Here is a 20462-nt window from a genome sequence, read left to right as displayed (position 1 = left end):
AGAAAAATGAAAATATTAGTTTTAAATTCAGGTTCATCTTCAATTAAATTTAAGCTTTTTGAAAAAGATGAGGCTTTAGCATCTGGTTTAGTGGAAAAAATAGGCGAGCAAAGCTCTAAAATAGAATTAAAAGATCTAAAAAGTGGTCAAAAATACAAAAAAGAATTAGCAATTAAAGATCATGAACAAGGTATTGAATTAGTAAATGAACTATTTGCTCAAAGTGGAATTTTGCATGATTTAAATGAGCTTGATGGATGTGGACATAGAATAGTTCATGGAGGCCCAAATTTAACCAAGCATTGTTTGGTAGATGATGAAATTTTAAAAGAAATTGATAGAGTTGCTCACATAGCACCTTTACATAACCCTGCGCATTTAATAGGTATTAAAACTATGATAAAAGCCGCTCCAAAAGTTCCTAATGTGACAGTTTTTGACACAGCTTTTCATCAAAGTATGCCTGATTATGCTTATATGTATGCTTTACCTTATGAGTTTTATGAAAAACACCAAGTCAGAAAATACGGCTTTCACGGTACATCACATTCTTATGTAAGCAAGCAAGCTGCACATATACTTGGTAAAAATATTAATGAATTTAATGCAATTAGCGCTCATCTTGGAAATGGTGCGAGTGTTTGTGCTATAGAAAATGGAAAATGTGTAGATACTTCTATGGGCTTTACACCGCTAGAAGGTTTGATTATGGGAACTAGATGTGGAGATATTGATCCTGCTGTATTACCATTTTTAGCAAAAGAATTAAATTTAAACCCATCTGATTTAGACACTATAATGAATAAAAAAAGTGGTGTTTATGGAATTTGTGGGTTTAATGACTTTAGAGATATTGAAGCTCAAATTGAACAAAATAACGAAAAAGCAAGACTTGCTCTTGATATGTTTTGTTATCGTTTGAGTAAATATATCGGTTCTTATTTTGCGATTTTGCCTAGAGTTGATGCATTGATTTTTACAGCTGGTATAGGTGAAAATGATGATATTGTTAGAGCAAAAGTATGCCAAAGGCTAGCGCATTTGGGATTTGATATAGATTTAGATAAAAATGCACAGCTTAGAAATGGTGAGATTAGTAAAAAAGACTCTAGAATTAAAATTTTAATTATTCCAACAGAAGAAGAATTAGAAATAGCTAAAATTACCACAGAGCTTATTAAAAATAAATAACCTTGAGTTTTAAAACTCAAGGTTTGTTTTAAAATGCAGGGACTACTGCACCTTGGTATTTTTCATTGATAAAATCTTTTACTTTTTGACTTTGTAAAGCCTTGACTAAAGCCTTGATTTTAGGATTGTCTTTATTATCTTGAGTGGTTACTAAGATATTTGCATAAGGACTTTCTTTGCTTTCTATTAAAATAGAATCTTTTACAGGATTTAAATTTGCTGATAAGGCATAGTTTGAATTAATCACTGCAAAATCAACATCATCTAAAGCTCTTGGAAGTTGTGCTGCTTTTAACTCTTTAAATTTGATATTTTTTGGATTATCTTTAATATCAAGTGGAGTTTTTAATGCAGCATTTTCAAAACTAACGAGCTTGGTGCTAGCGATAATATCCAAAGCTCTACTTTCATTTGTCGGATCATTTGGTACAGCTATGGTAGCATTTTGTGGAAGATCTTGGATGTTTTTATATTTTTTAGAATAAACTGCCATTGGTTCGATGTGAATTTTTGCAACGCTAATTAATTTTGTGCCTTTATTAGCATTAAACTCATCTAAATAAGGCTGATGTTGGAAAAAATTTGCATCAAGTTCTTTACTATCTGTACTAAGATTTGGTAAAACATAGTCATTAAATTCTTTAATTTCCAATGTGTAACCTTCTTTTTTTAGCAAATCTTTAGTTTGTTCTAAAATTTCAGCATGAGGAACAGGTGTTGCACCTACAGTGATAACTTCATTAGCAAATAAACTTGCACCTAAAATTGTGCTTGCAGCGAGCAATTTTAACAATTTCATTTTAACTCCTTTTTATAGTTTAAAATGCTTGATTATATTATAAAAATATTAATAAGATAAGAAAAGTTTTATTTTTGTTTGTTTTTATATTCTTTGGCAAAATGTTTAAGTTCTTTTATAAATTTTATATAACCACCTTTGTGCCAATTTTTTTGAGCCTTAATGAGAGCTTGTCCGATTTTATAAGAATAAGTATTTTGATTTTTAATACCTTCGCTTTTATAATCATCATAGCTTGATAAAGGTGGAAGTTTAAGATAAGGTTTTGTTTTTAAATCTTTTTGATATTGCTTGGCAAGTTTTGTGTGTTTATAGTAAATCTTTAGTAGAGTAAAAGGTAAAAAAGGAATTTTTTTCTTATTTTTAGTACATTCTATAAAAGCATAACCTAGTTTGTATGATAAATGATATCTTGTACGTTGAATAGATTGTTTATTATCTTTATAAAAAGATCCTGTATATTTACTTCCTCCAAGCTCTAGCCATTTTTCATAATATTCTTGCCATTTAGGCCATGTATGATTGCAAAATTTACTATTCCAAAAACGACTATTAGTTCCACAAGCATGAACTATAGAGGCATTTTGTGTAAGATTTGTAAGATAATGAGTACTTCCTGTGTATTTGTCTTTTAAATCTTTGACTTTAAAGTGATTTTCATAAACCATTAAGGAAAAAATTCCTTGATCTTGCCAGTTTTTAGTATTTTGTGAAAGATAGTTATAGATAAATTGATAACACTGTAAAGGATTTGGTATAAGATCGTTAAATACTAAAATCCCTGTTTGATATACTCGTTTATTGTTATGATTTTTTTCCAAAGGCAGAGCTGTTTGAAGCAAAGTTTTACCTAATCTTGCACCAAAATGATATTTTCTAGCTCTTAATTTACTAAGTTCATCTATACTTTTTAAAAGTAAAACATCAAAATCAAGATAAATAATACTTTCGCATTCATCTAAAAACTTAAAAGCTTCAAATCTTGCAAAAGCCATATGCGTCCATCTTTTTAAGAAAAATAAATTATCAATATCATTTTGATTTTTACCAAGAGTAGTTAAAAAATCTTCTTGAGTAAAAGGAATAAATTTAATTGTTTTGTTTTTAACAATTTTATGCATGATATTTTGATCATTCAAGCTAAAGCCATCATGTAAAATATAAAATACATCTACCTTCTCACCCATAACATCCATGATGTTAATGAGTAGAGTTCCTATGGTAAAGCTTGAATTTTTAGTTGCTGCTAGCAAAATACCAAGTTTATGTTTCATTGTTTATCTTTTGGTGATTTTATAAAGAATATTTCCTATAAATTGTATAATTTGCACTAGTATAATTAAAATCACAACAGTTTGAATCATAATATCAGTTCTAAAACGTTCATATCCATAGCGAATAGCCACATCACCCAAGCCACCACCACCAACAGTTCCTGCCATAGCGGAAAATCCAATAACAATAATTAAAATTAAAGTAATACCATTAATAATACTTGGCAAAGCCTCACTAAACATAACTTTAAAGATGATTTGTGCTTTGCTAGCTCCATAAGATCTTGCTGCTTCAATGATAGCAGGATCAATTTCTTTAAAAGCACTTTCAATCATTTTAGCTAAATAAGGTGCAATTCCTATGGTAAGTGGCACTATCGTAGCAGTTGTACCTATACTAATACCAATAAGATATTTTGTAAAAGGACTTAAAACTACAATGAGCACTAAAAATGGAAAAGATCTTAAAATATTGATAATAAAATCAAGCACACTATAAATGCTTTTATTTTCCCATAAGCCGCCTTTATCAGTAACAGTAAGTACAATTGCAGGGATAAGTGCAATTAAAAAGGCTAAAAAAGTGGCTGTAAAACTCATATAAAGAGTTTCCAATAATGCTGGATAAAGTATATTTTCAAAATTTCTTAAAATTGTTTCTAAGTTCATTATACAAGCTCCCAAATAACGCCATTTTCTTGTAAATAATTTAAAACTCTTTCTTGATCTTTAACTTCTATATTGATTACCAAATTTCCTAAAGCATTGTTGTTTAGTTTTTCTATCTTACCCCAAACTATATTAAAATCAATATTTAAACTTCTAGCCATGTGAGTGATTATGCTTTGGTTTGCTTTTTCTTTACAAAAATATAAGCGCACATTGACTCCATTTTGTGGCAAAAAATCACTTTCACCTAAGAATTCACGCATTTTTTCACTTGGCTTTAAGAATAAATCTTCGATTTTTCCTTGACCTATGATTTGTCCATGCTCTAGCAATACGGCCTTTTGTGCTATTTGTTTTACTGCTTCCATTTCATGGGTTACTAATACTACACTGATGTTAAATTCTTGATTGATTTTGGCAATAAGCTCTAAAATATTGTTTGTAGTATTTGGATCAAGCGCAGAAGTAGCCTCATCGCTTAGTAAAATTTTAGGATTTAAAGCAAGGGCTCTAGCTATGGCTACTCTTTGTTTTTGCCCACCACTTAGCTCATTTGGATAAGCTTTGCTTTTAGCTAAAAGTCCCACAAGATCTAAAAGTTCATTAACTCTTTTTTGAATTGTGCTTTTGTTAAAATTATGAATTTCTAAAGGCATAGCTACATTTTCAAATACATTTTTTCTGCTCATAAGTGCAAAATGCTGAAAAATCATCCCTATATCTTTTCTAAATACTCTTAACTCTTTTTCTTTTAAGGTAGCTATTTCTTTACCAAAAACTTGCACGCTACCGCTTTGATAATTTTCCAAACCATTAATACATCTTAGCAAAGTTGATTTTCCTGCCCCGCTGTGTCCAACAAGAGCATAAATTTCTCCTTCTTTAACTTCTAAAGAAACATCATTTATAACTAATTCTTTGCCATAATATTTTTTAAGATTTTGTATTTTTATCACTTATTAGCCTTCTAAATTAGAAATTTCATCATTGATTTTTTCAAGTTGAGTTTTAATGCTTTCAAGTTGAGTTTTATTTTGCTCAACAACCGCAGCAGGTGCATTAGAGATAAATTTTTCATTTTTCATCATAGCATCTAACTTGTTAAATTCTTTTTCAAGTTTTATTTTTTGACTATTAAGTCTATTTAAAACACCGCTTAAATCAAGATCTTGAGTTGGTATAAATACTTCTAAATTCTCACTTACATCTCTAATGGATTTTTCTAAATTTGTACTAATAAACTCGATGTTTTCACATTTTGCAAGTGTCGAGATAAAATTAGTGTAATTTTTTAACTCAGCTATTAAACTCTCATCGTTTAATTTTATGCAAGCTTTTTGAATTTTTGCATTTGCAAGCTCTACTAAGGTTTTTGCACGACGTAAACTCACTATACTTTCTATAATGATATTGAATAATTTTTCGGTTTTTTCATCTCTAGAATTAAATTTAGGATATCTTGAAATCATTATAGACTCATGAGTTTGGATAGAAGTTTTACTTAACTCATGGTATAAATACTCACTAATAAATGGCATAAAAGGATTTAAAAGCTTTAATGCTTCTTTAAAAATGCTTCCAAGTTCTTTTATACTTGATTTTTCAGCCTTACTAAGCTCGATCCCCCAATCACAAAATTCATCCCAGAAAAATCTATACAAAGTATTTGCTGCATCATTAAAGCGGTAATTATCTAAATTTTCTCTTGTTTCTTTTACGCATACTTCAAAACGAGACAGCATGTATTTTGCCAAGTTAGTTTGAATTTTGCTTTTATCTAAATCTTCAAATTTTTCTTCATTTAAAAGTAAAAATTTGCTTGCATTATAAAGCTTGTTGGTAAAATTTCTAACTTGTATGAGTTTGTCATTGCTTAATTTTATATCTCTACCTTGGATAGCTAAAAGAGCAAGAGTAAAACGCAAGATATCAGCACTGTATTCATCCACACTTTGCACAGGATCAATGACATTGCCTAAAGACTTACTCATTTTTCTACCTTGCTCATCTTTAACCAAAGCATGCAAATATATATCTTTAAAAGGAAGCTCACCTAAGGCATTAGTACTTTGAAACATCATTCTTGCAACCCAGAAAAATAAAATATCAAAGCCGGTGATTAATAAAGAATTTGGATAAAAATCTTTTAAATCATCTTCATGCCAAAGTGTGTTTTTACCCCAGTCTTTATTACCCCAACCTAAAGTACTCATAGCCCAAAGACCAGAAGAAAACCAAGTGTCTAAAACATCAGGGTCTTGTTTGAAATTAGTGCTTTGGCATTTTGGACATTGACTTGGAGTTTCTTCGCTTGCCCATTCATGAGAACATTCACAATAATACACAGGAATTTGATGACCCCACCAAAGTTGTCTTGAAATACACCAATCTTTTAAATCTCTCATCCAAGCATTAAAACTATTAATCCAATGTGCAGGGTAGAATTTACTTCCACCAAGATTAACTTTTTCTATACTTTCTTTTGCGATTTCATTTTTTACAAACCATTGTTTAGAAATGTAAGGTTCTACTACATTTTTACAACGATAGCAATATCCTACTTGATTAGTATAATCTTCTATTTTTTCAACAAAACCTTTTTCTTGTAATTCTTTTATAATAGCATCTCTTGCTTCTAATCTTTCTAAGCCTTTAAAATGTAAGCAATGTTCATTTAAAATACCTTTTTCATCAAAGATAGTAATAAATTCAAGTTTATGTCTTAAGCCTACTTCATAGTCATTATGATCATGTGCTGGGGTTACTTTTACAAAACCTGTACCAAATTCCATATCTACATGTTCATCAGCAATAATAGGAATTTTTCTATTTATTAAAGGTAAAATGACATTTTTGCCTATTAAGTGTTTAAATCTTTCATCGTTTGGATTAACCATCACAGCGCTATCACCAAAATAAGTTTCTGGTCTTGTAGTGGCTACTACGATGTATTCTTGAGAATTTTCTAAGAAATATTTTAAATAATATAATTTTCCTTTATTTTCTTTATGCTCAACTTCTATATCGCTTAATGCTCCATCATGAGTGCACCAATTTACCATGTAATTTCCACGCACGATAAGCTTTTTATCATAAAGATCTACAAAGGCTTTTTTTACTGCATTTACCAAACCTTCATCCATAGTAAAGCGCAAGCGACTCCAAGCAGGAGTGATACCCAAAATTCGCATTTGCTTAACTATAGCACCACCGCTTTGCTCTTTCCATTCCCATACTTTTTTTATAAATTCTTCTCTACCTAAATCTTCTTTTTTAATGCCTTGAGCTAAAAGTTGTTTTTCCACAACATTTTGTGTTGCAATGCCTGCATGATCAAGCCCTGGTTGATAAAGAGTCTTATAACCATCCATTCTTTTATAACGCGTCGTGATATCTTGTAAAGTACAAGTTAGGGCATGGCCTATGTGTAAAACGCCTGTTACATTAGGTGGTGGCATCATAATACAAAAGTTTTTGCCTTTTTCTTGAATTTTTTCATTACCATTGATTTCAAAATATCCGCGTTCTTCGCAAATTTTATAATATTCTTTTTCTAGTGATTTATCATACATAATTACTACCTTGAGAATGAAAATAAATTGTTATGTTAGCTTAAAATTGTTAAAGAAGTTTTGAAATTTAAAAATTAGTTATAAAAAACTAATTTCTACTTTACGATTATTTTGTCTTTGAGAATCAGACTTATCTTTAATAGGATAGGTGTCTTTTCCTAAAGATTCTATTTCTATAACCTCAGTAAAGCTAAAGAAATGTTTGGCTACGTTCATTGCTCTATTTAACCCTATCATATAGTTTGCAAAAGTGCTACCTCTATCGTCTGCATAACCTTGAATTTTGATTCTTTTGATTATATCTTCTCTTGCTAGATTTTGATTGACTTTTTCAAGTAAATTTTCATTGCTGTATTCGCTATATCCATTTCTTTCAAATAAAAATTTCAAATCAGAAATTTTAACATCTACATAATTATATTTTTTCTTATTTTTAGCAAAAACAATATCTTTATTATATATGCTTAATTTCATATTATCATTTGATAGCATATCAATAAAAATAGTCAAGTTGTAATCTTGAGAATTAACTTTAATAGGATTAATCATTTCTTTTAGCATATCAACTCTATAATCACTTAAGCTTTTTCCATCTAGCACATAAACTTTAACAAAATCATCACTCAATCTTGGCTCATATCTGCTAGTTTTGCCTTTTGCAATGTATTCTTGCATGGTATTTTTATATTTTGTTGTTTTTTCTTTTTTTACGCTTGTTTGTTTGTTGTTTTCAACTGGAGTTTTTTCTTCTTTTTGGACTACTTTAGGTGTAGTAGTTTCATTTTTAGAAACTTCAGCCATATTTGTTTGGGTTGTTGGAGCAACTTCTTGAGTGCTTGTATTTTCATCTATGATAGGATTATTTTGTACCGGAGTTTCTTCTTTTAAAGGCTCTTGGTTTGTTTGCTGTGGTTGGTAGTAAGTATTATCACTTATATTATTTCTTTCTTGATTGTATTGAGTGCTTGGTGGGGTGTAGCTTTGATAAGAACTACTTTTTTTATAATCATATACATAAGTATTTGAATCATCTTCAAAATACCACATGTAAAAACCAATACTAGCGCCTATTAGCACCACAAAAGCTATACTAAAAGCAATAATACTTTTCATTTTTTATCCTTTGTGAAGTCCTTAAAAGGACTTTGATTATTTATAATTTTTAATAGAATTTTCTAAAATTTCACTTGCTTTTTCAATACCTGCAAATTCTTTTACTTTTACCCATTTGTTTGGCTCAAGCATTTTATATGTTTCAAAGAAATTTTTGATTTTATCTAAGCTTGCTTTTGGTAAATCATCTAAACTTTTAATATTATCATATCTTGGATCAATTTTACTTACAGGAACAGCAAGTAATTTTTCATCCATACCGCTTTCATCTTCCATTAATAATACCCCTATTAAACGACAAGGAATCACAGCTCCTGCTTGGATAGGGTATTCATTTAAAACTAAAACATCAATAGGATCGCCATCATCTGCAAGAGTATTTGGTATAAAACCATAGTTTGCTGGATAAAACATAGCTGAATACATCACGCGATCAACCATGATAGCTCCGCTTTCTTTGTCAAGTTCGTATTTAATGTTTGATCCATAAGGAATTTCAATAACTGCATTAAGTTTGTTTGGTACTTCTCCAACTTTGATTTTACTAATATCCATTTTTTATCCTTTATTTTAATAAATCATTGATTAAATTTTTCATATCAGCTACGATAGCTTCAATACTTCTTTCACCATCGATTACATGGTGGATATTTTCTTTAGTATAAAAATTTGTTATTTCTTCTAAAGGTTCTAAGTAAACTTTCATTCTATTATTGAAAACTTCTTCGTTATCATCAGCACCTCTAGCACGCCCTAAAACTCTTTCTCTAGCAACTTCTTCGCTAACTTTAACTTCTATAACACCTTTTAAATTTACTTCACTTTGGTTTTTTAATACCTTATCAAACTCAAGCATTTGTTCAACACTTCTTGGATAACCATCTATTAATATAGTATTAGTTGGTGCATTTTTTAAAGCAGTGATGATAGTATTTACAACTACATCTAGTGGAACTAAATTTCCCTTAGAAATAAAGCTATCAATAGTCTTTCCAAGTTCGCTTCCACTAGCCACTTCTGCTCTTAGTAAATCACCTGTAGAATAGTGAGTAACGCTTGCATCATCTTTAGCTATGATGCTTGCATCGGTTGTTTTACCACTACCTGGTGCACCTATAATTAAAAATAATTGTTTCATTTAGTATTCTCCCTTAATCTTATACCTAATTCTCTCATTTGTTCATTGCTTACTTCGCTTGGAGCTTGAGTCATAAGACATTGTGCTCTTTGTGTTTTAGGAAAAGCTATGACTTCTCTAATGCTTGAAGATTTTGTTAAAAGCATGATAAGTCTATCAAGGCCTATTGCTATACCACCATGTGGCGGTGCTCCAAAGCTTAATGCATCAAGTAAGAAACCAAATTTCTTTCTTTGCTCTTCTTCATTAATATTTAAAAGCTTAAAGACTTTTTGTTGGATAGGGCTTTTATGAATTCTTATACTACCACCACCTAATTCTACACCATTTAACACCACATCATGTGCAATAGAATTAATTTCTTCTAAATCTTGCTCGTCAATATTTTTTGGCATAGTAAATGGATGGTGCATTGCAGAATAGCTTCTATCATCATTTTGTTCAAACATAGGAAAATCAATAACCCATAAGAATTCTAATTTATCCTCATCAATAATTTTCATTTCATCAGCGAGGAATAATCTAAATCTACCCATATAATCAAGCACGGTTTTCTTAGCTCCTGCACCAAAAAATACTACATCTCCAACTTCTAATTCACATCTTTGGATTAAAGCATTTAAGTCCTCTTTGCTAAAGAATTTACAAAGTGGACCCTTAGGACCATCTTCTTTCATTTGTATGAATGCGAGTCCTGCTGCCCCAAATTTGCGTACAAAATCTTCAAATCTTTGCATTTGGCGTTTAGAAAAAATCGTATCGCCTTTTGGAACTCTTAAAGCTTTAATGCGATTTTTCTTCGTATCTTTTGCGATATTTGTAAAAATTTCGTTATTTGATTTTGAAAAAATATCAATCACATCAATAAATTTCATATCAAATCTTAAATCAGGCTTATCAGAGCCATAATTTTCCATAGCTTCTTTATAACTCATTTGTCTAAAAGGTATGCTAATTTCTTTTCCGCAAGCTTTGAAAATATCTTTAAGTAAATTTTCTGCCATAGCTATGATATCTTTTTGCTCACAAAAACTCATTTCTATATCTATTTGAGTAAATTCAGGTTGGCGATCTGCTCTTAAATCCTCATCTCTAAAACATTTTGCAATTTGAAAATATCTATCAAATCCTGAACACATTAAAAGTTGTTTGAAAAGTTGAGGACTTTGAGGTAAGGCATAAAATTCGCCTTGATGTACGCGTGATGGTACTAAATAATCCCTTGCACCTTCTGGAGTGGCTTTAGTTAAAATAGGGGTTTCAACTTCTAAAAATCCCATTTTTGATAAAGAATTTCTTGCTGCTATACAAGCAGTTGATCTTAGAGCAAAATTATCATAAAGCTTTTTACTTCTTAAATCTAAAAATCTATATTTTAATCTTAATTCTTCATTTACGCTTTCATCACCTATAGCAAAAGGCACTACAGCGCTTTCATTTTCAATAGTAAGTTTGCTTATAATAACTTCTATTTCTCCAGTTTTTAATTTTGGATTTACAAGTCCTTCACCGCGTGGGCGAATTTTACCTTGTGCTATTAAAACATATTCATTTCTTACTGATGAAGCTATATTATGTGCTTCTTGATTATCTGCAGGATCACATACTAACTGTATAAGTCCGCTACGATCTCTAAGATCGATAAAAATTACACCTCCATGATCACGGTAAGAATTTACCCAACCACATAATGTTACTTCCTCGCCAACATTTTGTATGTTAAGCTCTGTATTATAATGAGTTCTCAAAATTTTTCCTTAGCTTAATTTTGTTCAATTTTGTTATTATAGTATTTTATTCTTTTGCTTAGCTAAGTTTTGTTATAATTTTTTTATGAAAAAATGTATAAATATAGAAAAAATTCAAAAAATAGGCTTATTTTGTAGGTTAAATACAAATTTAAACAAGCAAATTGATTTTTTAAGAGCAATTTTTTTGCAAAAAAATATAGAGCTTGTGTTGCTAGAGCAAGAAAAAATTAATCTAAAAGATTTACAAGAATTAGATTTTTTGATTTCTCTGGGTGGAGATGGTACGCTTTTGTCTTTATGTAGACAAGTTTATCAAGCTAAAAAGCCTATTTTGGGTATAAATGCAGGAAATTTAGGTTTTTTAACAGCTCTTTCTTTTAATGAGGTAGAAAGTTTTTTTAAAGATTTTTTTAAAAGTGATTTTAAAATAGAAAAAGCCAAAATGCTTCAAATAACGCTTTGTAAAAAAAACAAAATCATTAAAAAATTTGCTTTTAATGATGCGGTTTTTTCTCGTGATAATGCTTTAATGGCAAATGTGGAAGTTTTTTTTGAAAATAAACTTTTTAATGCTTATTATGGAGATGGTTTGATTATAGCTAGCTCAAGTGGCTCAACTGCTTATAATATTAGTGCAGGTGGGCCTATAGTGCATCCTTGGAGTGAAATTTTTGTTCTAACTCCAGTTTGTTCTCATTCTTTAACTCAAAGGCCCATAGTTTTACCTTATGGCTTTGAGCTTGAATTGAAAGTTGAGCATTGTTTGTTGTATTTAGATGGACAAGAAGTGATTGATCCTAAAGAATATGATAGAATTCTTATAGGACTTAGTAAAAAAGAACTTAGTTTTATACATAAAAAAGATAGAGATTATTTCCAAGTTTTAAAAGAAAAGTTAAATTGGGGTAAGTGATGATAGAGAGTATTTTAATCAAAGAAAATTTAGGTTTTAAACAGGCAAAATTAGAATTAGAAGCGGGACTTACTGTCTTTACTGGTTTAAGTGGTGCTGGAAAGTCTGTACTTTTTAAGGCTATTTTGGCAGCATTTGCTCTAAGTGAGAGTGAAGCTAAAATGGTAGAAATTTTGTTAAATGATGAGCTTGAATTAGATGAGTTTGGTATTGAAAATGAAGAATTAAATGTATTTAAACTTTTAAAAGATAAAAGTTCGCGTTATTTTATTAATAATCAACTTATTTCAAAAAAGAATTTAGCCTTGCTTTCTAAGAAATTTGTAAAATATCTTTCAGCTAAGGAAAATAATGAGTTCTCAAATGAAAGGTTTTTAGACTTACTTGATTTTATGCAATCAAAAGAGGATAAGAAATTTCAAGATTTTTTAAATGAATATAAAAATATTTATAAAGAATATATGGAAAATAAAACTAAATTAGAAAAAATTCAAGAAGAAGAAAAAAAGGTAGAAGAATTAAAAGAATTTACAAACTTTGAAATACAAAAAATCCAAAGTATTAACCCAAAAATAGGCGAATTTGATGAGTTGATGAGTTTAAAAAAAAGACTTTCGAAAAAAGATAAAATCGACGCTGCTTGGAATAGAGCAAGTAGAATTTTTGAGTTAGAATCAGCAGTGATTGAAGCTTTGCAAATTAGTGATGTTGATAGTTCATTTTTTTCAGAGTGTTTAAATGAACTAAGGGCAGTGTGGGAAAATCAAAGTTTTGATGATTTTGATTTTGATATAGAAGAAGTACTTGATAGGATAGAAAAACTTTCTTCTTTGATTTCAAAATATGGAAGCATAGAAGAAGCTTTAGAAGCTTTGGAGAAGAAAAAGGCAGAATTAGCTCATTATGAAAATTTAAGTTTTGAAAAAAAAGAATTAGAAGAAAAAGTACAAAATGCCAAAATGCTTTTAGATGAGAAAAGTCAAAGATTAAGTACTTTGCGTAAAAAAAGATTAAAAGAGCTTGAAAAATTACTTAATTTTTATCTTGAAAAACTTTATATGAAAGAAGTTAAATTAGAACTTAAAGATTGTTCTTTAAGTATTTTAGGTAAAGATGAAGTGAGTTTAAATATCAATGAGGCTAGTTTAAAAAATTTAAGCTCAGGCGAGATAAACCGTCTAAGACTTTCTTTTATTGCAACAGAATGTAATGTTACTAATAAAGCTAGTGGGATAATATTTTTAGATGAAATTGATGCAAATTTAAGTGGTAAAGAAGCAATGAGTATAGCTGAAGTATTAAAAGAGCTTGCTAAGTTTTATCAAATTTTTGCAATTTCACATTTACCACAGCTTTCATCAAAAGCAAGCAATCATTTTTTAGTAGAAAAAATAGGAAATGAAAGTAGGGTAAGAAGAATAGAAAAAGAAGAAAGAGTAAGAGAACTTGCTAGAATGGTAAGTGGGGAAAATATCACACAAGAGGCTTTAGAATTTACTAGAACTTTACTTTAAAAACAAAAAGTAAATTTCTATATGTTATAATTATACTTTGAAATTATAAAGAGAGTTGGCTATGGAAGAAAAAATTTTAATTATTGATGATAACAAAATGCTCACAAAGCTTTTAGCAAAAAAAGTAGAAAACACTTTGGGTTTAAAAGTAGATGTTGCTTTTGATATGAATAGTGCTAAAGAATTAGTGAAAAATGATTATTTTATGGCTTTTGTAGATCTTTGTTTGCCAGATGCTCCCAATGGAGAAGTGGTGGATGTGGTTTTAGAAAAAAATATTCCTGCTATAGTACTTACAGGAAGTAGTGATGGGCAAACGCGTAAGAAATTTATGGAAAAAGATATTATAGGTTATATTCAAAAAGAAAGCGAAAGCTGTATTGATGAAATGCTAAGTTCCATTAGAATGCTTCAAAAAAACAATAAAACTAAGATAATTTTAGCAATCGCTAATGTAACTTTACGCGCAGAAATGAAAAAAAATCTTAATAATCAACTTTTTAATGTTTTAGCAGCAGCACATGGAGAAGAAGCGCTAAGTTATCTTAGTGATAATCCTGATACAAAATTGGTAATTTGTGATGCAACTATGCCTGTAATTAATGGAGAAGATTTGCTTGTAGAAATTCGCTCAAAATACTCTAAGATAGAACTTGGTGTGATCATGGTTGGAGATAAAGATGATGCGCTAGAGGCAAGAGCTTTTAGAAAGGGCGTAAATGACTATGTGATTAGACCTTTCCAAAAAGAATCACTTAATTGTAGAGTGAATAATTGCTTAGATTATATGCAAAAATGTGTTTTACTTGATGAGTATAGTTTGGGTAAAGATTTGCTAACAGGACTTGATGATTATGCAAATTTTGAAAAAAGATTTTTAGATTATTTAGAAGATATGCAAGAAAGTGAAGAATTAGCTTTAGCATTAATTGATATAGACAATCTTGCAACAATTAACTATGAACTAAGTTATGATTGTGGTGATGGAGTGATTAAACACACAGCTAAAAAAATCAAAGATCAAATTCGCGGCATGGATTTAGCAACTAGAATTGAAGATGGTAAATTTTACGTACTTTTAAAAAATACAGATAATAAAGAAGCATTGAAAGCTTTTTCAAATATAAGAGTAAATATTGCTAAAGAAAGTGTTTTAATAGCTTTAGATGAGGTTGATTATAGTATTTCTGTAGGAGTTGCTTTTGGAGGTAAAACAAGCCAAATACAAGATTTGCTTAATAATGCTCAAAAGGCACTAGATTTAGCTAAGGCTAATGGTAAAAATAGGGTAGAGGTATGTTTTTAGATTGTGACTTTAGCGAAAAAATCATAGATACACATTGTCATCTAGATAATCAAGCTTATTTTGGATATTTGGATGAGATGTTAAATCATGCCTTTGCTAATGGAGTAGATAAAATCATCATACCTGGAGCAGATATAAAAGATTTGCCAAGAGCAAGAGAAATTGCACATGATTATGAAAATGTGTATTTTTCTTGTGGGGTACATCCTTATGATATAGATGATTTTGATTTGGATGTTTTAAAAGAATTTATAAATGATAAAAAATGCATTGCAGTGGGTGAGTGCGGGCTTGATTATTATCGTTTAAGGGCTGATGAGGATGAAATAAAAGCAAAGCAAAAAGAAGTTTTTATAGCTCAAATTCAGCTAGCTATTGAATATAAAAAGCCTTTGATTGTTCATGTGCGTGAAGCTAATGAAGATAGTTTTAATATTTTAAAAACATATGCAAAAGATTTACAAGGTGGTGTTTTGCATTGTTTTAATGCTAGTGAGCTTTTACTTCAGCTAGCAGATGATGGTTTTTATTTTGGTATAGGTGGGGTTTTAACTTTTAAAAATGCAAAAAAACTAGTAGAAGTTTTACCTAAAATTCCAAAAGATAAACTAGTCTTAGAAACAGATGGACCTTATTTAACTCCAGAGCCATATCGTGGCAAGGTAAATGATCCTATTTTGACCCATTTTGTAGCTCAAAAAATGGCTGAGCTTTTAAATTTATCTAAAAATGAAATAATAAAACTTACTAATTCTAACGCTAATCGTTTGTTTTTCCAAGGTTTATGATGAAAAAAAGCTTTTTATTTTTTATTTTAGTATTATTATGTTTAAATGCTAAAGCCTTGCAATTTACTCCAGAGCACTATACTCAACAAGCACAAATTTTAAGAAATTTAGATATAGAAGCAAGCTATCTTAGTGATATGATTTTTTTAGAATTTAAAGAATCTTCCATGGATATGCATTCTAAAACTTTAGTAGATACGATGAGGGAATTTTACAAAATCACTCCAATTATCCGTAAAATCTTAGAAAAAGAAAATATTCCTCAAGAATTTTTATACTTAGCAATTGTAGAATCTGGTTTAAAAATTCATAGCATTTCAAGAACTAAAGCAGTAGGTGTTTGGCAATTTATGAAACCAACGGCACAAACTTTGGGTTTAAGGATAGATCCTTATGTAGATGAGAGAAAAGATTTGGTAAAATCAACTTATGCAGCTATTACTTATTTAAAACAACTAAAAGAGCAGTTTGGAAAATGGTATTTGGCTATTTTAGCTTATAATTGTGGTGATGGTAAATTACGTCAAGCTATAAAAAAAGCAAAAAGTGATGATTTAAGAACCTTACTTGATCCTGATAAAAAATACTTGCCATTAGAAACTAGAATTTTTATTAGAAAAATTCTTACTATGGCATTTTTGGCTAATAATAATGATTTTTTAATTTCTCAAGATAGCGCTTTGCTTAATTATGCCCTATCAAGTGAAGTTAAAAAAATCTCAGTTCCACCAAGTGTTTCTTTAAGAGAGCTTGCCAAAGTAGCTAAAATGTCTTATAAAGAATTTAAGCGTTATAATCCACATTTTAATTATGATTTTACTCCACCTGATAAAAAAGATTATTACATGTATATTCCTTTAAGCAAAAGTGTGGCAGTAGAAAAGGCATTGGAGAATGTAAAATTAGCTAAGGTGGATACAACCATTCCGCATACAAAAATTTATATAGTAAAAGAAGGTGATAGTCTTTATACTATTGCAAGAAAACATAGAATAAGCGTTGAAAGTATTAAAGAATATAATAAAATAAAAGGAAATTTAATCAATATCAATCAAAAACTTGTGTTAAAAATTAAGGAGAATAATAATGCAAAAATTAAAACAACTCAAAAAATATCAAAAAACTCTCATACAAAAGTCGTTAGTCGTTAGTTGTGTAGGGATTTTGTTCAGTGCTTGTAGTATGGTTCCTATTAGCACGCCTACTGTGTATTACCCAGAAAGAGATTTTAAAAGTATAAAGCATAATAATACAAGCTTAAAAGGCACTATGAAGCCTTACACTATTAATGGTAAAACTTATTATCCAACAGTAGTAGAAGTAGGTGAGACTGCTGATGGTATAGCTAGTTGGTATGGTCCGGGCTTCCATGGTAAAAAAACTTCTAATGGTGAAACTTATGATCAACACGCATATACCGCAGCTCATAAAACTTTACCTATGAATACCATAGTAAAAGTAACTAATTTAAAAAATCATCGTCAAACTACTGTTAGGATTAACGATAGAGGGCCTTTTGTAGCAGGTAGGATTATAGATTTATCTAATATGGCTGCAAGAGATATAGATATGATTCAATCCGGAACAGCTCCTGTAAGACTTGAAGTGATTGGCTTTGGAACAAGTGCAAGTTCGGGTTCAGTTCATACTAATTCTAATTTAGGCAGCAGTGGAGAGATTGCTGATAGTGGTCATATTTTCCAAGGTGGATCTTTTATGGTGCAAATTGGAGCATTTAGAAATAAAAGTGGCGCAGAGCTAATAGCAAGTAGATACAAAAATTATAATTCTTATACTACAACAATACAAACAAGTGCTAAAGATGGCTTGCATAGAGTATTTTTAAAAGGTTTTAGAAGTGAGCAAGAAGCAAGAGATTTTGTTGATAGTGGATCTTTCCCAGGTGCGTTTATAGTAAGAGAGTAAGATTATGATAGAACTTATTTTTTTAGATGTAGATGGTTGTCTAACAGATGGTAAAATCATCTACACACAAAATTATGGCGAGATTAAAGAATTTAATGTAAAAGATGGTGCGGCGATTGAAGCTTGGCAAAAGCTTGGTAAAAAAGTTGCTATCATTACAGGTAGGACTAGCGAGTGTGTGTATTTTAGAGCTAGGGATTTAAAAATTGATTTAGTCTATCAAGGTATTAGTGATAAACTAGCTTGCGCTAAAGAAATTTTAGAAAAATTAAATTTAGATTTTTCTCAATGTGCCGCTATTGGGGATTATTATAATGATATGAGTTTGCTTGAAGCAGTTGGATATAGCTTCAAGCCAAAAGATGCACATAAGGCTTTGAAAACTGATAAAGTTTTAAATAGAAAAGGTGGCAATGGGGCAGTGAGCGAGATGATTGAAATTTTAATTGAACATAATAATATGCAAGCTCAATGGGATAAACTTTGGCGATAAAAATTTTTGCTATATTGATGAGTTTATTTGCCTTTGTTATGGTGATTTTAAGCACCCAAGATCCATATTTATTTGCCATAAAACCACAAAAGGTAGATGTGGCAAATATGCAAGCTTTTGATGTGCTTGATTATGAGTTAAATGCTAGTGTAATTAAGGCTACATATCAGGCAAGTCGTTGGGTAAAATATCAAGACAAAGATATTTTTGATGATTTTAAAGTTCAAGCGCTTGATTATAATTTAAGTTCAGATTTATTAGTAAGAAATGAAGAAAAATCCATTTTAGAAGGCAATGTAAGTTATTTTGATCATAACCAAACTTCTATTTTTACCCAAAAAGCAACTTATGATATGAAAAATAAAATTTTATTTTCTAATGATAATTTTAAAGCATATATAGGTTTAAATGAAGTTTTTGGGGATAATTTTTTATATGATGTAAATCAAAAAGAATTAAAAATTCAAGGAATAAAAGCATGGTTTTTAGAGCAATAATTTTTCTGTGTTTGTTAAATTTGTTCGCATTTAGTGCACAAAAAATAGAAGTTTACGCTAAGGATTTTTACTTAGATGAAAAAAATGAAACAAGTGTATTAACCGGTGATGTGGAAGTTAAAAAAGGCAATGATGTTTTAAATTCGCAAAAATTAGTTATTTATATGAAAAACAAACAACCAACCAAGTATATAGCTACTAAAGATGCTAAATTTAAAATCATGATGAAAGATAAAACTTATCATGGAAGCGGTGATGAATTTATTTATAATGTAGCTAAGGATACATATGAGATTAATGGCAATGCAAAAATTACAGAAATGCAAACAAAAAAAGAACTCATAGGGGATAAAATCATAGTAGATAGAAAAAATATGACTTATAGAGTAGTGAGTAAAGATAAAAAACCTGCCAAATTTGTATTTGAAGTAAAAGAATGATATTGAATGCTAAATTTTTAATTTCTGCTTCTAAAATAGACGAAGCGCCGCAACCTATATATACTGAAATCGCCTTTTTAGGACGTTCTAATGTGGGTAAAAGTTCTTTGATTAATACACTATGCAAAAATAAAAATTTAGCAAAAAGTTCTTCAACTCCAGGTAAAACCCAACTCATTAATTTTTTTGAAGTTGATTGCAAAAAAGATGAGGATAAATTTAAACTAATATTTATTGATTTACCTGGTTTTGGTTATGCTAAAGTGAGCAAAAAAACTAAGGCTATTTGGAATAAAAATTTAGATGAGTTTTTAAAAGAGCGTAGTTCTATTAAGCTTTTTATCCATCTAATAGATTCAAGACATGAAAATTTAGATATTGATGCAAATTTGGATTTATATTTGGATTCTTTTATTAGAGCTGATCAAAAAAAAATAACAGTTTTTACAAAAGCAGACAAGCTCAATCAAAGTCAAAAAGCAAAAATTTTAAATACAAATAAAAATGCTATCTTAGTGTCAAATTTGAAAAAAAGCGGTATTGATAAATTAGAACAAAAAATCATTTTAGAGAGCTTGGGTTTGAATGAGGAGTAGAAATTTAGTAAAAAATAGATTTGATTTTTCTTATTTATTTTTTTATTTATCTTTGATTTTTTATCAAGTGCTAAGCTCTGTGTATTATTGGATGCCTCCTTTGTTTGGGGTGTTTTTTTGTTATATGATAGTGCTTTTAAAAGAAAAAGAAAGAACTCTTAATAAGCTTGATTTTAGATGGTATTTTTCTTTATTTTATCTTTTGCTAGTTGATATTATCCATGGATTTTATCTTTTTAGCTCATGGATAGCTTTTTTTGTTTTTTATCATCTTTTTGTCGATTGGTTTAAAAGCAAGTTAAAACTAGGTCATTATTTACTCATTATATTTACTTTGTGTGCTTATATTTTTATCTATCTTTTTGATGTGTTTTTAGCATATTTAGATAATAATGAAATTTTAAAATTTGGTATTGAATATCTATGGTTTTTTGCTGTTGAGGCTTTGATTTCTTTTGTTATTTTTAAAGGGAAAATTTAAT

Annotated in this window: 20 protein-coding genes and 1 pseudogene; 12 read left to right on the top strand and 9 right to left on the bottom strand. The window is 29.5% G+C overall.

Annotation, left to right across the window (positions count from 1 at the left end):
- Window positions 1–6 precede the first annotated feature (6 nt).
- The gene (locus CAMP5121_RS01400; protein WP_263728112.1) at window positions 7–1191 is read left to right on the top strand and encodes an acetate kinase; all 1185 of its coding nucleotides are present in this window, start codon (window positions 7–9) and stop codon (window positions 1189–1191) included.
- Between the two features lie 28 nt (window positions 1192–1219).
- Here the strand turns inward: CAMP5121_RS01400 and CAMP5121_RS01395 are convergent, their stop codons facing one another.
- From CAMP5121_RS01395 to aspS, 9 genes and pseudogenes are all read right to left on the bottom strand, one after another.
- Complete coding sequence (locus CAMP5121_RS01395; RefSeq protein ID WP_220516277.1) at window positions 1220–1990, bottom strand: MetQ/NlpA family ABC transporter substrate-binding protein; 771 nt, start codon at window positions 1988–1990, stop codon at window positions 1220–1222.
- Between the two features lie 68 nt (window positions 1991–2058).
- On the bottom strand, window positions 2059–3264 hold the full coding sequence (locus tag CAMP5121_RS01390; protein ID WP_337214593.1) for a glycosyltransferase: 1206 nt from the start codon (window positions 3262–3264) through the stop codon (window positions 2059–2061).
- A 9-nt stretch (window positions 3265–3273) separates the two neighbouring features.
- Window positions 3274–3936 (bottom strand): annotated as a pseudogene (locus CAMP5121_RS01385) (methionine ABC transporter permease); the annotation flags it as partial.
- On the bottom strand, window positions 3933–4889 hold the full coding sequence (locus CAMP5121_RS01380) for a methionine ABC transporter ATP-binding protein (protein WP_337214592.1): 957 nt from the start codon (window positions 4887–4889) through the stop codon (window positions 3933–3935). The gene CAMP5121_RS01380 and the pseudogene CAMP5121_RS01385, both read right to left, overlap by 4 nt.
- Window positions 4890–4892: 3 nt before the next feature.
- Window positions 4893–7505 (bottom strand): valine--tRNA ligase, encoded by a 2613-nt coding sequence (locus CAMP5121_RS01375; protein ID WP_337214591.1) that lies wholly within the window; start codon window positions 7503–7505, stop codon window positions 4893–4895.
- 78 nt (window positions 7506–7583) lie between these two features.
- A complete protein-coding gene (locus CAMP5121_RS01370) occupies window positions 7584–8618 on the bottom strand; it encodes a hypothetical protein (RefSeq protein ID WP_337214590.1) in 1035 nt (344 codons plus the stop codon).
- A gap of 36 nt (window positions 8619–8654) precedes the next feature.
- Window positions 8655–9173: an inorganic diphosphatase gene (gene ppa, locus CAMP5121_RS01365; protein ID WP_120759358.1), complete on the bottom strand. Its 519-nt coding sequence runs from the start codon at window positions 9171–9173 to the stop codon at window positions 8655–8657.
- Window positions 9174–9183: 10 nt separating this feature from the next.
- Complete coding sequence (locus CAMP5121_RS01360) at window positions 9184–9756, bottom strand: adenylate kinase (RefSeq protein WP_263725266.1); 573 nt, start codon at window positions 9754–9756, stop codon at window positions 9184–9186.
- On the bottom strand, window positions 9753–11504 hold the full coding sequence (aspS, locus tag CAMP5121_RS01355) for an aspartate--tRNA ligase (RefSeq protein ID WP_337214589.1): 1752 nt from the start codon (window positions 11502–11504) through the stop codon (window positions 9753–9755). The genes CAMP5121_RS01360 and aspS overlap by 4 nt, the downstream gene beginning before the upstream one ends.
- Window positions 11505–11589: 85 nt before the next feature.
- Here aspS and CAMP5121_RS01350 point away from each other — a divergent pair, with 85 nt between their 5' ends.
- From CAMP5121_RS01350 to CAMP5121_RS01300, 11 genes are all read left to right on the top strand, one after another.
- On the top strand, window positions 11590–12420 hold the full coding sequence (locus CAMP5121_RS01350) for an NAD(+)/NADH kinase (RefSeq protein WP_337214588.1): 831 nt from the start codon (window positions 11590–11592) through the stop codon (window positions 12418–12420).
- The gene (locus CAMP5121_RS01345) at window positions 12420–13934 is read left to right on the top strand and encodes an AAA family ATPase (protein ID WP_337214587.1); all 1515 of its coding nucleotides are present in this window, start codon (window positions 12420–12422) and stop codon (window positions 13932–13934) included. Before CAMP5121_RS01350 ends, CAMP5121_RS01345 begins: the two co-directional genes overlap by 1 nt.
- A 61-nt stretch (window positions 13935–13995) precedes the next feature.
- Window positions 13996–15240: a bile resistance response regulator CbrR gene (gene cbrR / locus CAMP5121_RS01340; RefSeq protein WP_263679015.1), complete on the top strand. Its 1245-nt coding sequence runs from the start codon at window positions 13996–13998 to the stop codon at window positions 15238–15240.
- Window positions 15231–16028, top strand: a complete 798-nt coding sequence (locus CAMP5121_RS01335; RefSeq protein WP_337214586.1) for a TatD family hydrolase — start codon at window positions 15231–15233, stop codon at window positions 16026–16028. Before cbrR ends, CAMP5121_RS01335 begins: the two co-directional genes overlap by 10 nt.
- Window positions 16028–17179: a lytic transglycosylase domain-containing protein gene (locus CAMP5121_RS01330; protein ID WP_337214585.1), complete on the top strand. Its 1152-nt coding sequence runs from the start codon at window positions 16028–16030 to the stop codon at window positions 17177–17179. Before CAMP5121_RS01335 ends, CAMP5121_RS01330 begins: the two co-directional genes overlap by 1 nt.
- Window positions 17115–17954, top strand: a complete 840-nt coding sequence (locus tag CAMP5121_RS01325; RefSeq protein ID WP_337214584.1) for a septal ring lytic transglycosylase RlpA family protein — start codon at window positions 17115–17117, stop codon at window positions 17952–17954. Before CAMP5121_RS01330 ends, CAMP5121_RS01325 begins: the two co-directional genes overlap by 65 nt.
- Before the next feature lie 4 nt (window positions 17955–17958).
- Complete coding sequence (locus CAMP5121_RS01320; protein WP_039618077.1) at window positions 17959–18447, top strand: 3-deoxy-D-manno-octulosonate 8-phosphate phosphatase, YrbI family; 489 nt, start codon at window positions 17959–17961, stop codon at window positions 18445–18447.
- A complete protein-coding gene (locus tag CAMP5121_RS01315) occupies window positions 18438–18944 on the top strand; it encodes a hypothetical protein (RefSeq protein ID WP_039628246.1) in 507 nt (168 codons plus the stop codon). The genes CAMP5121_RS01320 and CAMP5121_RS01315 overlap by 10 nt, the downstream gene beginning before the upstream one ends.
- A complete protein-coding gene (gene lptA, locus CAMP5121_RS01310) occupies window positions 18926–19384 on the top strand; it encodes a lipopolysaccharide transport periplasmic protein LptA (protein WP_263725258.1) in 459 nt (152 codons plus the stop codon). The genes CAMP5121_RS01315 and lptA overlap by 19 nt, the downstream gene beginning before the upstream one ends.
- Window positions 19381–19980 (top strand): ribosome biogenesis GTP-binding protein YihA/YsxC, encoded by a 600-nt coding sequence (gene yihA, locus CAMP5121_RS01305; protein ID WP_263664125.1) that lies wholly within the window; start codon window positions 19381–19383, stop codon window positions 19978–19980. The genes lptA and yihA overlap by 4 nt, the downstream gene beginning before the upstream one ends.
- The gene (locus CAMP5121_RS01300) at window positions 19970–20461 is read left to right on the top strand and encodes a hypothetical protein (protein ID WP_337214583.1); all 492 of its coding nucleotides are present in this window, start codon (window positions 19970–19972) and stop codon (window positions 20459–20461) included. Before yihA ends, CAMP5121_RS01300 begins: the two co-directional genes overlap by 11 nt.
- The last annotated feature ends 1 nt before the right edge of the window (window position 20462 follow it).

The organism is Campylobacter sp. 2352 PW, from assembly GCF_024723575.1.
Taxonomy (GTDB): Bacteria; Campylobacterota; Campylobacteria; order Campylobacterales; family Campylobacteraceae; genus Campylobacter_D.
The sequence above is the reverse complement of the archived record's forward strand: the minus strand, read 5'-3'. Positions and strand labels throughout refer to the sequence as shown.

Excerpts from the sequence above, each read along its gene's own strand:
- CAMP5121_RS01400 (WP_263728112.1), top strand. The coding sequence starts at position 7 with ATGAAAATATTAGTTTTAAATTCAGGTTCATCTTCAATTAAATTTAAG.
- CAMP5121_RS01395 (WP_220516277.1), bottom strand. The coding sequence starts at position 1,990 with ATGAAATTGTTAAAATTGCTCGCTGCAAGCACAATTTTAGGTGCAAGT.
- CAMP5121_RS01390 (WP_337214593.1), bottom strand. The coding sequence starts at position 3,264 with ATGAAACATAAACTTGGTATTTTGCTAGCAGCAACTAAAAATTCAAGC.
- CAMP5121_RS01375 (WP_337214591.1), bottom strand. The coding sequence starts at position 7,505 with ATGTATGATAAATCACTAGAAAAAGAATATTATAAAATTTGCGAAGAA.
- CAMP5121_RS01370 (WP_337214590.1), bottom strand. The coding sequence starts at position 8,618 with ATGAAAAGTATTATTGCTTTTAGTATAGCTTTTGTGGTGCTAATAGGC.
- ppa (WP_120759358.1), bottom strand. The coding sequence starts at position 9,173 with ATGGATATTAGTAAAATCAAAGTTGGAGAAGTACCAAACAAACTTAAT.
- CAMP5121_RS01360 (WP_263725266.1), bottom strand. The coding sequence starts at position 9,756 with ATGAAACAATTATTTTTAATTATAGGTGCACCAGGTAGTGGTAAAACA.
- CAMP5121_RS01350 (WP_337214588.1), top strand. The coding sequence starts at position 11,590 with ATGAAAAAATGTATAAATATAGAAAAAATTCAAAAAATAGGCTTATTT.
- CAMP5121_RS01345 (WP_337214587.1), top strand. The coding sequence starts at position 12,420 with ATGATAGAGAGTATTTTAATCAAAGAAAATTTAGGTTTTAAACAGGCA.
- cbrR (WP_263679015.1), top strand. The coding sequence starts at position 13,996 with ATGGAAGAAAAAATTTTAATTATTGATGATAACAAAATGCTCACAAAG.
- CAMP5121_RS01335 (WP_337214586.1), top strand. The coding sequence starts at position 15,231 with ATGTTTTTAGATTGTGACTTTAGCGAAAAAATCATAGATACACATTGT.
- CAMP5121_RS01330 (WP_337214585.1), top strand. The coding sequence starts at position 16,028 with ATGAAAAAAAGCTTTTTATTTTTTATTTTAGTATTATTATGTTTAAAT.
- CAMP5121_RS01325 (WP_337214584.1), top strand. The coding sequence starts at position 17,115 with ATGCAAAAATTAAAACAACTCAAAAAATATCAAAAAACTCTCATACAA.
- CAMP5121_RS01320 (WP_039618077.1), top strand. The coding sequence starts at position 17,959 with ATGATAGAACTTATTTTTTTAGATGTAGATGGTTGTCTAACAGATGGT.
- lptA (WP_263725258.1), top strand. The coding sequence starts at position 18,926 with ATGGTTTTTAGAGCAATAATTTTTCTGTGTTTGTTAAATTTGTTCGCA.
- yihA (WP_263664125.1), top strand. The coding sequence starts at position 19,381 with ATGATATTGAATGCTAAATTTTTAATTTCTGCTTCTAAAATAGACGAA.
- CAMP5121_RS01300 (WP_337214583.1), top strand. The coding sequence starts at position 19,970 with ATGAGGAGTAGAAATTTAGTAAAAAATAGATTTGATTTTTCTTATTTA.